Source organism: Idiomarina aquatica (assembly GCF_003987185.1).
In the GTDB taxonomy this organism is placed as follows: domain Bacteria; phylum Pseudomonadota; class Gammaproteobacteria; order Enterobacterales; family Alteromonadaceae; genus Idiomarina; species Idiomarina aquatica.
The window spans coordinates 431,201-445,994 of record NZ_PIPS01000002.1 but is presented as its reverse complement, the minus strand read 5'-3'; the positions used below and the strand labels follow the sequence as shown (position 1 = coordinate 445,994).

Below are 14,794 nucleotides of genomic sequence, written 5' to 3'. Positions count from 1 at the left end.
CTTATGCGTTGCGCTGGAACTCATCCATAAAATCGATCAGCGCATTCACCCCTTCCAGCGGCATCGCATTATAAATACTGGCTCGCATGCCACCGACAAAACGATGGCCTTTCAGCCCCATCAGACCAGCGTCCTTTGCCTGCAGCAGGAAGCGCTCATCAAGCCGTTCATCGGCTAGCTGAAACGGCACATTCATGATCGAACGATTGGCCGGGTGAACGCTGTTGCGATAAAAATCGGATTGATCAATATAGTCGTAAAGGGTTTTGGCTTTACGATGGTTCTGCTCACCCATCGCCGCTAAACCGCCCTGCTCTTTGATCCACTGAAACACCAGACCCGCCAAATACCAGGCGAAGGTATTGGGCGTGTTGTACATCGAGCCGTCTTTGGCCTGCAACTGGTAATCCATGATCGAGCTTAACTCGGGTTGGGGATGACCCAGCAGATCCTTGCGCACTATGGCAATGGCAAAGCCAGACGGGCCGATGTTTTTCTGCGCCCCGGCATAAATGACGCCAAAACGGCTGACATCAAGCGGCTCGGATAAAATGTTAGACGACATATCGGCGACAATCGGCGCCTGGATATCGGCGGGGATTTCATGCAACGCGATGCCATCCACCGTTTCGTTCGGGCAATAATGAAAATACGCCGCATTGTCGGACAACTGCCAGTCGCTGCGCGGGGCTATCGCCTTACCATTGCCGGTTTCTACCGTTCCAGCAGCAACATTGACCTCGCGCACGTATTTCTGAGCTTCGCGGATGGCGTAGCCGGACCAGATACCGGTGTCGAGGTAGTCAACCGTAGCCGTCTTCGCCGCAATATTTTGCGGGACGGCCGAGAACTGACCCCGGCCTCCACCTTGCAGAAACAATACTTCGTAGTCGTCCGGCACCGCCAACAAATCGCGTAAATCCTGCTCGGCTTGACGGGCCATTTTGACGTACGCCGGATCCCGGTGAGAAAATTCCATCACCGAGACGCCGGTATTGTTCCAGTTCAACAGCTCTTCCTGAGCCTGCCGCATCACCGCCTTCGGTAACATTGCAGGCCCCGCAGAAAAGTTAAACGGTGCGTTACTCATTGCTTTCGCCTTCATTGGTTTCGCTGCTTGCACTGTTTTCAGCGTCAAGCTCGCCGTCCAGTTCGTCGTCAACGTCCATCTCATCAATGCGTTGCAAACCGACCACCTGCTCATCATCACCGGTACGGATCAAGCGCACACCCTGAGTATTACGGCCAACCACTGATACTTCGTTAACACGGGTGCGCACCAGCGTACCCTTGTTACTGATCAGCATGATTTCGTTGCCGTCGATCACTTCCATAGCGCCGACCACACTGCCGTTACGCTCACTGACTTTGATCGAAACAACGCCCTTGGTTGCCCGGGATTTGGTTGGGTAATCGCCCACCGGAGTACGTTTACCATAGCCATTTTCGGTGACAGTCAGGATAGCGGCTTCCTGATCTTCGTAGCTACGCGGTACAATCAGAGACACCACGCGTTGCCCTTCTTCCAGGCGTATACCACGTACACCGGTGGCGGTACGACCCATTGAACGGACCTGATCCTCTCTAAAGCGAACCACTTTGCCGGCGTCTGAGAACAGCATAATTTCCTGTTCACCGTCGGTAATATCAACACCGATCAGCTCATCACCTTCGTTCAGATTAAGCGCGATGATACCGCCGTTACGTGGGCGTGAATACTCAGGTAACGGGGTTTTCTTAACGGTGCCGTTTTTGGTCGCCATAATGACGAACTTGTCTTCCGGATAGTCTCGTGTCGGCAAAATCGCGGTAATGCGTTCATCGGACTCCAGCGGCAGCAAGTTTACAATGGGCTTACCACGGGACGCACGGCTGGCCAGCGGCAACTGATAAACCTTCATCCAGTAAATTCGGCCATACGTTGAGAAACAGAGGATGGTGTCGTGGGTATTCGCCACCCACAGTCGCTCTATAAAGTCCTCGTCCTTCATCTTCGTGGCCGCCTTGCCTTTACCGCCACGACGCTGCGCTTCATACTCGGTTAACGGCTGGTATTTCACATAGCCTTCGTGCGACAGTGTCAACACCACGTCTTCTTCATTAATCAGGTCTTCCATGCTGATGTCATGCGTGGCTGCGGTGATTTCGGTACGACGTTCGTCACCGAAATTATTGCGAATCTCAATCAGCTCCTCACAAATCACTTCCATCAGACGCTCAGATGAACGCAAAATATGAAGCAATTCAGCGATTTGATCGAGAATGCCTTTATATTCTTCCAGAATTTTTTCGTGTTCGAGGCCAGTCAGCTTATGCAGGCGCAAATCCAGGATCGCCTGGGCCTGCTCTTCGGTCAGGTAATAGTTGCCGTCACGAATACCATACTCTTCCGGCAAGTGATCCGGACGTGCTGCATCAACACCAGTGGCTTCCAGCATTGACGCGACATTGCCCAACTGCCAACTGCGTGAGGTAAGTCCCGCTTTTGCCTCAGCCGGTGTTGGCGAGCGGCGGATCAGTTCGATCACTTCGTCGATATTGGCCAGCGCAATCGCCAGGCCTTCTAAGATGTGTGCACGCTCACGCGCTTTACGCAATTCATACACCGAGCGACGGGTTACCACTTCGCGACGGTGACGAACAAACGCGTTGAGCATGTCATATAAGTTGAACAGGCGCGGCTGACCTTTATCCAGCGCCACCATGTTAATACCGAACACCACCTGCATCTGGGTGTTGGCGTATAAGTGGTTTAATACCACTTCAGCGACATCGCCGCGGCGGATTTCAATCACAATCCGCATGCCGTCTTTGTCCGACTCATCGCGCAATCCGCTGATGCCCTCAAGGCGTTTTTCTTTGACCAGCTCGGCAATTTTTTCGATCAGCCGTGCTTTATTCACCTGGTAAGGAATTTCCGTCACAATGATGCTTTCACGGCCGGATTTTTCATCCACCTCAACTTCGGCTTTAGCGCGCAAGTGAATACGCCCACGACCGGTTTTATAAGCTTCTATGATGCCCGAACGACCAGAAATGCTTGCTGCCGTCGGGAAATCAGGCCCCGGAATGTACTCCATCAGTTCATCGATGGTGATGTCCGGGTTTTCGATCAACGCCAGGGTACCGTTGATGACTTCGTTCAGGTTGTGCGGCGGAATGTTGGTCGCCATACCGACGGCGATACCGGACGAGCCATTGACCAGCAAGTTCGGTACACGGGTTGGTAACACGTCCGGAATACGCTCGGTGCCGTCGTAGTTATCGACAAAATCGACGGTTTCCTTATCCAAATCGGCCAGCAACTGGTGGGCGATTTTTTCCATGCGGATTTCGGTGTAACGCATAGCGGCTGCGGAATCACCGTCCACAGAACCAAAGTTACCCTGACCATCAACCAGGGTGTAACGTAATGAGAATGGCTGCGCCATACGGACGATGGTGTCGTAAACAGCAGAATCACCGTGTGGGTGATATTTACCGATAACGTCACCGACCACACGCGCTGATTTTTTATATGGTTTGTTAAAGTCGTTGCGCAATTCGTTCATCGCGAACAACACGCGACGGTGAACCGGTTTTAAGCCGTCGCGTACATCCGGTAACGCACGGCCGACAATCACACTCATCGCGTAGTCAAGGTAGGAGCTCTTAAGCTCATCCTCAATATTGACGGGTGATACTTCTCTGGCAAGATCGCTCATAGTTAGATCCCTAAATCCCTAACACATTGCCCAACGGTCATTTTTTGATGCACATCGATGCGGCATCAAAAAACTACGCTAGTTCGTTGTTATAATGATCTGGTCATTGTACCCATACCAATTCATTCTCGCACCCTCTTTTTAACAATCCAGCGCTGCGGTATGCTATGCACCATGATTCGATGCATAAGGTAGCGCTCAGCGCTTGCACTCATGACCCAAAACGACCATTTTTCAAACACTCAGAATGTTGACCCTGGCGAAATCGATAAGTTTTCTGCGCTTGCATCGCGCTGGTGGGATCCGGAGGGTGAATTTAAACCACTGCATAAAATCAACCCGTTACGGTTGGACTTTATCGAGCAGCACGTCAACGGGCTGTTTGCTAAGAAGGTCGTCGACGTTGGCTGTGGCGGTGGCTTACTGACCGAGGGCATGGCGCAACGCGGTGCTAACGCCCAGGGCATTGACCTGGCTGAGCAATCACTGGAAGTAGCACGCCTGCATGCGCTTGAGAGTCAATTAAACATAGACTATCAATGCATTTCAGCAGAGCAATTCGCCAGCCAGCATCCCCAGCACTTTGACGTTGTCACCTGTCTGGAAATGCTTGAACACGTGCCCGACCCGGGCTCGATTGTGAAAGCCTGTGCAGCCATGGTAAAACCGGGGGGCACGGTGTTTTTCTCAACCCTAAACCGTAACGTAAAAAGCTGGTTGCTGGGTATTGTAGCTGCCGAGCATATACTGCGCTGGGTGCCAAAAGGCACCCATGATCATCAACGCTTTATTAAGCCGTCGGAACTCCTGGCAATGACCGATGCAGCAGGACTGCAGGCGCAGGCCATGAACGGTATCGTCTATCATCCGTTACAAGGTTTTAAACTCAGTGCTCAGGATGTTGATGTCAACTACATTATTGCCTTAACAAAACCTACGCTGACGGTGGGCAACCATGCGTAACCAGGACAACAAACCGGTAGCCGCGGTATTATTCGACCTCGACGGTACGCTGCTGGATACAGCACCAGATCTCGGTGCGGCGTTAAATCATGTCTGTCATTTGCATCAACGTCCGGCGGTGCCGGCTGAGCGGTTTACGCCGTATGCCTCGCACGGCTCCCGCGGGCTGCTGAATTTAGTCTTTGCCGACGACATTGCCGCCTCGCAGGAGCAGTTGCTGCCGCAACTACGGCAACAGTTTTTAAGCTATTATCACGACAACATTGCCACCCATACCCGCCCTTACGACGGTATTGCGGAACTGCTGGCCGCCCTGCAGGAGGCCGATATTAAAGTGGCGATAGTCACCAACAAGCCGATTGCACTAACCCACAGGTTGCTGCCTCACTACCCGGAATTCGCTCACATTGAGGTGGTGGTCGGCGGCGATACGTTACCGGTAGCCAAGCCTTCTCCGGAACCCCTGCTGCATGCGGCCGAACAATTAGGTGTTCATGCTCACAGTTGCCTGTACGTCGGCGACGCCGAACGTGACATTCAAGCAGGCGTAAATGCGGGCATGGCAACGGTACTTGCTGCCTATGGTTACATCAGTGATGAAGACCAACCGCAGCGTTGGGGTGCCGATTACACCATTGAAACGCCGCAGCAGTTATTACGCATACTTTCCGTCGCTGACGCATTGACACAATCGCTATAGAATTGCTGCGACTAAGAAAGCAAATTTACAGACAAAAAAATTATATGCCACTGTCCCCGGCGCAAACGCAAGTAGCTTAAGCGTTGTGAGAATCTATCGCATTTTGCAACATAAATTTCTTATTATTTTGACGTAAATTGACTTGATCACAGGGGACGTTACTTCTAGCATACTGAGTAATCCTTCACCCCTAGATATTGTGTTCATTCGTTAATCAGAAGGTTTTTTACACAATATCTTGTGGCTACACTTATATAACAAATAGATAAGAGTCGGCGCTAAAATGAACGATCAACTATTCGTCACCAAACGCAGTGGTCAACGCGAACCTTTAAACCTCGATAAGATCCACCGTGTCATCATGTGGGCAGCAGAAGGCCTTCATAATGTGTCTGCATCTCAAGTCGAAATTAAGTCCCATATTCAGTTTTACGACGGCATCAAGACTGAGGACATTCACGAAACTATCATTAAAGCAGCGGCGGATTTGATCTCCGAAGAGGCGCCGGACTACCAATATATGGCGGCTCGGCTGGCCATCTTCCACCTGCGTAAACGTGCGTATGGCAAATTTGAGCCACCGCGCCTGTATGATCACGTCAAAAAAATGGTTGCGGAACACCGCTATGACGAGCACTTGCTGGATGATTACAGCGAGCAGGAGTTCGACCAGATGGATGAGATCATTGATCACTGGCGTGACATGAACTTTTCCTACGCCGCGGTGAAGCAGTTGGAAAACAAGTACCTGGTGCAGAACCGTGTTACCGGTGACATCTACGAGAGCGCTCAGTTCCTCTATATTCTGGTCGCCGCATGCTTGTTTGCCAACTACCCTAAAGCAACGCGGATGGAGTACATCAAGCGTTTTTACGACGCTACGTCGACCTTTAAGATTTCGTTACCGACGCCCATCATGTCAGGTGTTCGTACTCCAACACGGCAATTTTCATCGTGCGTTCTGATTGAAACCGGCGACAGCCTCGACTCCATTAACGCGACGGCCAGTGCCATCGTTAAATACGTTTCACAGCGCGCCGGTATTGGTATTAACGCCGGTCGTATCCGCGCTCTGGGTAGCCCAATTCGCAATGGCGAAGCCTTTCACACCGGTTGTATTCCGTTTTATAAGTACTTCCAGACAGCGGTTAAAAGCTGCTCTCAAGGCGGTGTTCGCGGTGGTGCCGCCACCCTGTTCTACCCACTTTGGCACCTCGAAGTGGAAAGTCTGCTGGTACTGAAAAACAACCGTGGTGTTGAAGAAAACCGTGTTCGTCACCTGGACTATGGCGTACAGTTTAACCGTCTGATGTATCAGCGCTTGATCAAAGACGATTACATCACGCTGTTCAGCCCATCCGATGTTCCGGGTCTGTACGATGCCTTCTTCGAAGATCAGGATCAGTTTGAGCGCCTGTACGTGCAATATGAGCAGGACGAAAGCATTCGTAAGAAGCGCATTAAAGCGATTGAGTTATTCAGTCTCTTTATGCAGGAGCGCGCCAGTACCGGCCGCATTTACGTGCAAAACGTTGACCACTGCAACACGCACAGTCCATTCGACTCGAAAGTGGCGCCGGTGCGTCAAAGCAATTTATGCCTGGAAATCGCACTGCCGACTAAGCCTTTACGTCACGTTAATGACGAAGAAGGTGAAATCGCACTGTGTACCCTGTCTGCCTTTAACCTGGGTAAGATCGAAAAGCTCGAAGATTTTGAAGAGCTGGCTGACCTCGCCGTACGAGCTCTCGACAGCCTGTTGGACTATCAGGAATACCCGGTGCCGGCAGCCTACAATGCCACCATGAACCGTCGTACGCTGGGTATTGGTGTCATTAACTTCGCCTACTACCTCGCCAAGCACGGTGTCAGATATTCCGACGGTTCAGCCAACGCGCTGGTGCACAGAACCTTTGAAGCGATGCAGTTCTACTTGATGAAGGCGTCGATGAACCTGGCAAAAGAAAAAGGTCAGTGTCCGAAGTTCAACGAAACCACCTATGCAAAAGGCATTATGCCGATCGATACCTATAAAAAGGATCTCGACGCCATATGCAACGAGCCGCTACAGCTGGACTGGGCGCAATTGCGCAAAGACATTCAGCAGTACGGTATGCGTAACTCAACCTTGTCGGCGCTGATGCCGTCGGAGACCTCTTCGCAGATTTCCAACGCCACTAACGGTATTGAACCACCGCGTGGGTTCGTCAGCGTGAAAGCGTCAAAAGACGGTGTTACCAAGCAGGTGGTTCCGGATTACGAGAATCTGAAAGATAAATACGAGCTGTTGTGGCAAATCCCGAATAACAAAGGCTATCTGCAACTGGTCGGTATCATGCAGAAATTTATCGACCAGACCATTTCGGCCAACACCAACTATGACCCGAGCAAGTTTGACGCCGGTCGTGTACCGATGAAGCAACTGCTGCAGGATCTACTGACGGCTTACAAGATGGGTGTTAAAACGCTTTATTATCACAACACTCGCGATGGTGCAGCCGACAATCAGGCCGATATTGGCGAGGCGCGCAAACAGGCGAATAAACCGCAGGCACAAAGCCCGGCAGAAGTTGTTATCGAAGAAGATGACGATTGCGCCGGCGGTGCTTGTAAGATTTAAGCGAAGGAGTTTGCTCAGTGTCTTATTCAACGTTTAACCAAACGCAGACTAACCCGTTAGCCGAGCCCATGTTTTTTGGTAACTCGGTTAACGTGGCGCGTTATGATCAACAAAAACACAGTATTTTCGAAAAGCTGATCGAAAAGCAGATCAGCTTCTTCTGGCGCCCGGAAGAAGTTGACGTCAGCCGCGACCGTGTTGACTTTAACAAGCTAACCGCCAGCGAGAAGCACGTCTTTATTTCGAACCTGAAATACCAGACGCTGCTCGACTCCATCCAGGGCCGTAGCCCGAATATCGCATTGCTACCGATTGTGTCTATTCCTGAGCTCGAGACCTGGATCGAAACCTGGTCGTTCTTTGAAACCATCCACTCGCGCTCCTACACGCACATTCTGCGTAATTTATTCAGCGATCCGAGTGAAGTATTTGAAGACATCGTCATTAACGAGCAAATTAAAATGCGCGCTAATGACATTTCTCAATACTATGACGACCTGATTTTCTACACACAGTTGTGGCAAACCCACGGCGAAGGCGAAGTCGAAGTGGATGGCAAAGTTCATAATGTCACCATGCGCGAACTGAAAAAGAAATTGTTCCTGTGCATTAACTCAGTCAATGCCCTTGAAGCGGTTCGTTTCTATGTCAGCTTTGCCTGTACGTTCGCCTTTGCAGAACGCGAATTAATGGAAGGTAATGCTAAGATCATCCGCTTGATTGCCCGGGACGAAAACGTTCACCTGACGTCAACCCAGCACATGATTAACCTGTGGCAGTACGGTGAAGACGATCCGGAGATGCAGGAAATTGCGGAAGAACTGCGCGACGATGCCTACAACATTTTCATGACCGCGGTGAAGCAAGAAAAGCAATGGGCGCATTACTTATTTAAAGACGGTTCCATGATCGGTCTTAACGAAAGTATGCTATGCCAGTACGTTGAGTACATTGCCAATCTGCGCATGCAAGCCATTGGTTTTGACGCCCCTTTCCCTGAACAGCGCTCTAACCCGCTGCCATGGATGAACAAATACCTGGTGTCAGACAACGTTCAAGTCGCGCCGCAGGAAGCCGAAATCAGTTCTTATCTGGTGGGTCAAATAGACAGCAGCGTGGATGCCTCCGATCTGGGTGATTTTGATCTCTAGCGCCTATGAGCCAAACGGTCTTTAAGGTGACAGTGAACGGTGAGCATGAGCTCACCGTTGACGCATCTGAAGGAACACTTCTGGAAGCGCTTGAAGCTCATCAGCTCGAGGTGCACTACCACTGTAAAAGTGGTTTTTGTGGTGCCTGCCGCTCGACCTTAAAAAGCGGCAGCGTGCGCTACATTAATGAGCCGCTGGCCTATGTGCGCAAAGGCGATATTCTGCCCTGCTGCTGCGTCCCGACCAGTGATCTGGATCTTGACCACTGACCCGATTTGTTTTTTCGATAACCCTTATCGTATCCATTTATTGTTAATCTGACATAAAAAATGGATAATATGACCAAGTTTTGAACATTCTCAACCGTTTTAAATTCTAACTATTGCAGTAAAGAGGGATTACTATGTTTACCGTTATTTTCGGCCGTCCTGGCTGCCCATTCTGTGTCCGTGCTAAAGACGTTGCTGACCAGTTAAAAGCAGACCGTGACGACTTTGACTACCGTTATGTTGATATTCAAGCGGAAGGCATTACCAAAGCGGATTTGGAAAAAACCGTCGGCAAACCGGTACACACCGTACCGCAAATCTTTGTTGATGAAACACACGTCGGTGGCTTCACAGAATTCGAAGCCTACGCGAAAGAGCATTTAGGTCTTTACGCCGCTTAATGAGTTGAGGTAACTCGCGCCTCAGGCGCGGGTTACCTCATCCATAGCACTCCTTACCCGCTTCTCTGACACCGGATACTTAGTACCCAACGTCTGCGCAAACAACGATACCCGTAACTCCTGCAGCATCCAGTAGATTTCAGCAACTTGCTGCGGTACCACTTTGGTATACTTTTTCAGTAGCTTTTTATAATCCTGTTCAAGCTTGTCCAGCGTCAAGGTGTGTAATCGATCCTTGTTCGGATCAACCGGCAGCTTCTCCAGGCGCTTTTGCAGTGCTTTTAAATAACGCTCCACATCCGCTAACCGCGCCGCCCCAAGCTGACTGACAAACCCCTTAAAAATGAGTTCATCCAACTGCTTTTGCACATCGCCGCGGGACTGTATCTGATCCAATGGTATCTTGCCTTTCAGTTGTTTACGCAGTTGTTGACTGAGCAGCAGACAGCGCTCAACCAAACCGGCTATTACTTCAACCCGCTCATTCAACTCGCCGCGCACCTGTTCTTTCAAGGCCTGAAACGCCTGTTCATCGCGAATCGAGTTACCCTGCTGGCGGTGCTCAGCAATGATTTCATCAACAGCCGCTGCAATACAGTCCTGGATCAGGCTGTCGACCTTACCCCAGGGGTTAAAGTACATTGCCAGCTTGGCTTTATTGGAAAGGCTTTTTTGCAAGTGCTTGACCGGTGACGGCACCTGTTTCAACACCAACTCACGAACGCCGCGCAAGTGCTTAGCTTCGGCTTCGTCGGCGTTGTCATACATTTGTACCGACAGTTTGCCATTATCAGCAGTCAGCGCCGGATAAGCCTTAATCTCAAATCCGTGTTGTTTTTCCGTGACCACCTGCGGTAACACATCAAAATCCCAGTCTTCGACTTCGCTACGCTTGACCTCGTCACCGGCTGATTTGTCCAGGCGCTGTTGCACCCGTCCGGACAACTGTTGCTTTAACACCGACAAATCCCGCCCCTGCTGCACCGTTTTTTTGCCATCCAGAATTTTGAAGTTGATGCGCAGATGAGCCGGTACCGCCTCCTCGTTCCAGGCATCGGGGTCTACGGTTACGCCACTCATGCGACGCAATTTATCCGTCATCGCCTCTAATAAGGAGCCTTGCATGGGCTCAATGTCCGCCATCACCGCACTGGCGTAATTGGGTGCCGGTACAAAATTGCGGCGTATCGGCTTCGGCAGAGACTTAATTAACGCCGCAATACGTTCTTCCCGCAATGCCGGAATGTGCCAGTCGAAACCCTCTTCGGACACCTGATTGAGAATGGCCAGCTGAATATTAACACTGACACCATCGTCCTCCGCGGTCGGTTCAAAGTGATAAGTTAACGGCAGCCGCAGATTGCCCTGACGCCAAAACTCCGGGTACTCCTGTTCGGTAATGTGCGAGGTATCCGCACCGATCAGATCCTCGCGTTCAAAGAACAACAGCTTGGGGTCTTTTTTACTGGCTTTATGCCACCAGCCCGCCAACAGTTTTTCCGTAAAAATACCGGCCGGAATATGACGGTCGTAGGCGTCGAACAGTTCTTCTTCATCCACCAAAATATCGCGCCGGCGCGATTTTGCTTCCAGCTCCTGCACGCTCTCAATTAACTTAATATTATGCTTAATAAACGGTAACTGACGTTTAATCTGTCCCTGCACCAGCGCCTCGCGAATAAACAACTCGCGCGCTTTAACCGGTGCCACCGGGCCATATTGAACACGGCGACGACCCACCAGAATCAAACCGAGTAACGTGACTTGCTCGTCGGCAACAACTGATCCCTGTTTGGCCTCGAAGTGCGGCTCCAGATACTGACGTTTCACCAGATGTTGCGCCGCATCTTCGATCCACTCCGGTTCCACCGCGGCATTTACCCGGCCAAACAGGCGTGAGGTTTCAACCAACTCGGCACTGACCACCCACTTAGGCGGTTTGCCAAATAAATGAGAGCCGGGGAAGATATGAAAGCGCGTTTGCCGAGTACCCTGATATTCGTGTTTTTGATCTTTCAAGCCAACCTGCGATACCAGTCCGCTCAGGATCGCGCGATGCACTTGTTCGAATGTTGCCGCTTCATCATTAATGCGCAGTCCCATCTCGCGAACGCTTTGACGACTCTGGGTGTAAATGTCCTGCCATTCACGAATGCGCATAAAATGCAAAAATTCGCGGCTAATTTGCTTTCGGAATTGATTGCCGCTCAGCGCTTTCTGCTTTTCCTGCACATAGTTCCAGAGGTTCAGGTACGCATTAAAATCAGAGCTTTTATCGGCAAAGCGTTGATGCCATTCATCGGCTTTTTGTTTCGCTTCATGGGGACGCTCGCGGGGATCCTGAATACTCAGTGCGGCGGTGATGATCAGCATTTCGCGCACGCAACCATGCTGCTGCCCTGCCAGCACCATGCGTGCTAAACGCGGGTCGAGCGGCAGTCGCGAAAGCTGTCGACCAATCTCGGTCAGACGTGGCTGTTGCTGTTTACGCCCGGCGTCAATGGCATGAATTTCTTCCAATAAGTTTAGACCGTCTTTGACAAAACGTTCGTCGGGCTTTTGTACAAACGGAAACTCGCGAATATCGCCCAGCCGCAGTGCGGACATCTGCAGAATGACGGCGGCCAGATTCGTGCGTAAGATTTCCGGGTCGGTATATTCCGGCCGGCTCATAAAATCTTCTTCACTGTACAGACGAATGCAAATGCCCGGCCCAATTCGGCCACAGCGACCTTTACGTTGGTTGGCGCTGGCCTGCGATATCGGTTCAATCGGCAGCCGTTGCACCTTGGTACGGTAGGAATAACGGCTGATGCGCACCGTACCCGGATCAATCACATAACGAATGCCCGGAACCGTCAGCGAGGTTTCAGCAACATTGGTGGCGATCACAATACGACGGCCGCCGTGGGGATGAAACACGCGGTTTTGTTCGTGCGACGACAGTCGTGCGTACAACGGCAACACCTCAGTGTCGCGCAGCTGCAAATCGTTTATGGCATCGGCGTAATCACGTATTTCACGTTCACCGCTGGCAAAAATCAGGATATCACCCGGCCCTTCTGCCTGTAATTCCTGTACCGCGTCCAACAGCCCCTGCAAAACATCGGTTTCCGAGCTTTTGCCATCAGTCGGCGGCCGGTAACGTACTTCAACGGGATAGGTTCGGCCACTAACGGTAAGCACCGGCGCATCATTAAAGTGTTTGGAAAAACGTTCAGTTTCGATGGTCGCCGAGGTAATGATGACCTTAAGATCCCGGCGTTTGGGCAGTAACTGATGCAGTACCCCCAACAAAAAGTCGATATTAAGACTACGTTCATGGGCCTCGTCAATCACGATGGCGTCGTACTGCAGCAGTAACGGATCATTTTGTAACTCTGACAACAGCATACCATCGGTCATCAGCTTTATTGCCGTGGTTTCTGCGGTTTTATCCTGAAACCGGATTTTATAACCGACCTGCTGATTTTGCGTATCCTTCAACTCTTCACCGATACGCGCGGCGACGCTGCGCGCGGCTAGCCTGCGCGGTTGCGTGTGCCCAATCACACCACGCCGGCCGTACCCCAACTCCAGCAACATTTTTGGCAGCTGTGTGGTTTTGCCCGAACCTGTTTCACCCGCAACCACCACGACCTGATGCTCGCGAATGGCTTTTTTGATGTCGTCCCGTTGCTGTGCGACCGGTAATTGGTCCGGGTACTCAATATGAAAACGTTGCTCGCTGCGGGCCAGATAAGCCAGTTGAGCCGCTTCGATATCCGCTTTGATTTTGTCCAGGATCTGTTGTTGACGTTCTGGCTTTTTGACTTTGTGCAGTCCACGTAAACGGCCGCGCAGTTGCGCGGCCTGTTGAAGTGTGCATTGTTCCAGTTCGGTCTGATACTGCTTAATCAGCGCTTTAGGATCCATAAACTCCCGACTTAGTTATCCTCGCGGTATATCGCAATATGCGCTTTGCCGTCACCTTTCATGTACCCGCGGTACATGCCTTCGGTATTAAATGGCATCGCAACATTGCCGTCCGCATCTATAATGATGACACCACCGGTGCCCCCGGCCTTTTCAAGCACACCGTGAATCACTTCATCGCCGGCTTCAGCCACGGTCTTACCCTGATATTTCACCCGTGAGCAAATATCAGCTGCAACGTGATAACGAATAAAGTATTCACCATGGCCCGTCGCTGATACCGCACAGCTGTCATTATCAGCCCAGGTACCGGCTCCGATGATTGGTGAGTCACCTATTCTACCATAACGTTTCGCGGTCATGCCGCCCGTAGACGTCCCCGCACTGATGTTACCGTCTTTATCAACCGCTACCGCACCAACGGTGCCGTATTTATAGTCTAAATCCAGGTACTCCCACGCTTGTTGTTCCGGCTGTTCACTGGCTTTGATCGTTTCTTTTGCCCGTAACAGCTGCTGATAACGGCGATCGGTATTAAAATAACTGTTATCGACCAGTTCCAGGCCCTGCTTCTTAGCAAAGGTTTCAGCGCCCGCACCACTTAACATCACGTGTACCGACTGCTCCATAACCTCGCGCGCTAATGCAATTGGGCTTTTCACCGTTTTAACCCCGGCTACCGCACCGGCATTGCCGTTCTTACCTTCCATCAGTGACGCATCCAACTCATGCTCACCATCCCACGTGTAAACCGCGCCAACACCGGAATTAAATAACGGTGACGCTTCCATGATCTGAATGGCCGCAATCACCGCACTGGTGCTGTCACCGCCCTCGTTAAGTACCTCATAGCCCGCCTGCAGCGCTTCCTCGAGTTTATCTTTGTAGGCTTGCTCCTGTTCGGCGGTTAAATTCGCGCGGGTAATGGTACCGGCACCACCATGAATGGCAATCGCGATATCGTTCATTTTATGGTCATCAGCCAACGCCGGCGCTGATCCCATCACCGCTGCGGCGAGTACCGATAATAAGAGTTTTGATTTCATTATAAGAATCCCCTGTGTTTTGCTG

The 14,794-nt window shown here is 51.2% G+C and carries 10 protein-coding genes; 6 read left to right on the top strand and 4 right to left on the bottom strand.

Annotated features, from left to right (window positions below; all coding sequences use genetic code 11):
• Position 1: 1 nt before the first annotated feature.
• The gene (serC, locus tag CWE23_RS08950) at positions 2–1,090 is read right to left on the bottom strand and encodes a 3-phosphoserine/phosphohydroxythreonine transaminase (RefSeq protein ID WP_105307733.1); all 1,089 of its coding nucleotides are present in this window, start codon (positions 1,088–1,090) and stop codon (positions 2–4) included.
• The gene (gene gyrA, locus CWE23_RS08945) at positions 1,083–3,704 is read right to left on the bottom strand and encodes a DNA gyrase subunit A (protein ID WP_105306466.1); all 2,622 of its coding nucleotides are present in this window, start codon (positions 3,702–3,704) and stop codon (positions 1,083–1,085) included. Before gyrA ends, serC begins: the two co-directional genes overlap by 8 nt.
• Positions 3,705–3,917: 213 nt before the next feature.
• On the opposite strand from gyrA, the gene ubiG reads away from it, so the two are divergent.
• The 6 genes from ubiG to CWE23_RS08915 all read left to right on the top strand — a co-directional run bounded on the left by ubiG (position 3,918) and on the right by CWE23_RS08915 (position 9,808).
• A complete protein-coding gene (ubiG, locus tag CWE23_RS08940; protein WP_105306467.1) occupies positions 3,918–4,667 on the top strand; it encodes a bifunctional 2-polyprenyl-6-hydroxyphenol methylase/3-demethylubiquinol 3-O-methyltransferase UbiG in 750 nt (249 codons plus the stop codon).
• Positions 4,660–5,367 (top strand): HAD family hydrolase, encoded by a 708-nt coding sequence (locus CWE23_RS08935; protein WP_105306468.1) that lies wholly within the window; start codon positions 4,660–4,662, stop codon positions 5,365–5,367. Before ubiG ends, CWE23_RS08935 begins: the two co-directional genes overlap by 8 nt.
• A gap of 283 nt (positions 5,368–5,650) precedes the next feature.
• Positions 5,651–7,987 carry a class 1a ribonucleoside-diphosphate reductase subunit alpha gene (gene nrdA, locus CWE23_RS08930; protein WP_105306469.1) on the top strand — a complete coding sequence of 779 codons (2,337 nt, stop codon included), beginning with the start codon at positions 5,651–5,653 and terminating at the stop codon, positions 7,985–7,987.
• A 17-nt stretch (positions 7,988–8,004) separates the two neighbouring features.
• Positions 8,005–9,138 (top strand): class Ia ribonucleoside-diphosphate reductase subunit beta, encoded by a 1,134-nt coding sequence (gene nrdB, locus CWE23_RS08925; RefSeq protein WP_105306470.1) that lies wholly within the window; start codon positions 8,005–8,007, stop codon positions 9,136–9,138.
• Positions 9,139–9,143: 5 nt separating this feature from the next.
• A complete protein-coding gene (gene yfaE, locus CWE23_RS08920; protein WP_105306471.1) occupies positions 9,144–9,407 on the top strand; it encodes a class I ribonucleotide reductase maintenance protein YfaE in 264 nt (87 codons plus the stop codon).
• A gap of 134 nt (positions 9,408–9,541) precedes the next feature.
• Positions 9,542–9,808, top strand: coding sequence for a GrxA family glutaredoxin (locus tag CWE23_RS08915; protein WP_105306472.1), 267 nt, complete (start codon positions 9,542–9,544; stop codon positions 9,806–9,808).
• A gap of 21 nt (positions 9,809–9,829) precedes the next feature.
• On the opposite strand, the gene hrpA is transcribed toward CWE23_RS08915, so the two are convergent.
• Positions 9,830–13,723 carry an ATP-dependent RNA helicase HrpA gene (gene hrpA, locus CWE23_RS08910; protein ID WP_105306473.1) on the bottom strand — a complete coding sequence of 1,298 codons (3,894 nt, stop codon included), beginning with the start codon at positions 13,721–13,723 and terminating at the stop codon, positions 9,830–9,832.
• An 11-nt stretch (positions 13,724–13,734) separates the two neighbouring features.
• Positions 13,735–14,769 (bottom strand): isoaspartyl peptidase/L-asparaginase family protein, encoded by a 1,035-nt coding sequence (locus CWE23_RS08905; protein ID WP_105306474.1) that lies wholly within the window; start codon positions 14,767–14,769, stop codon positions 13,735–13,737.
• Between the last annotated feature and the right edge of the window lie 25 nt (positions 14,770–14,794).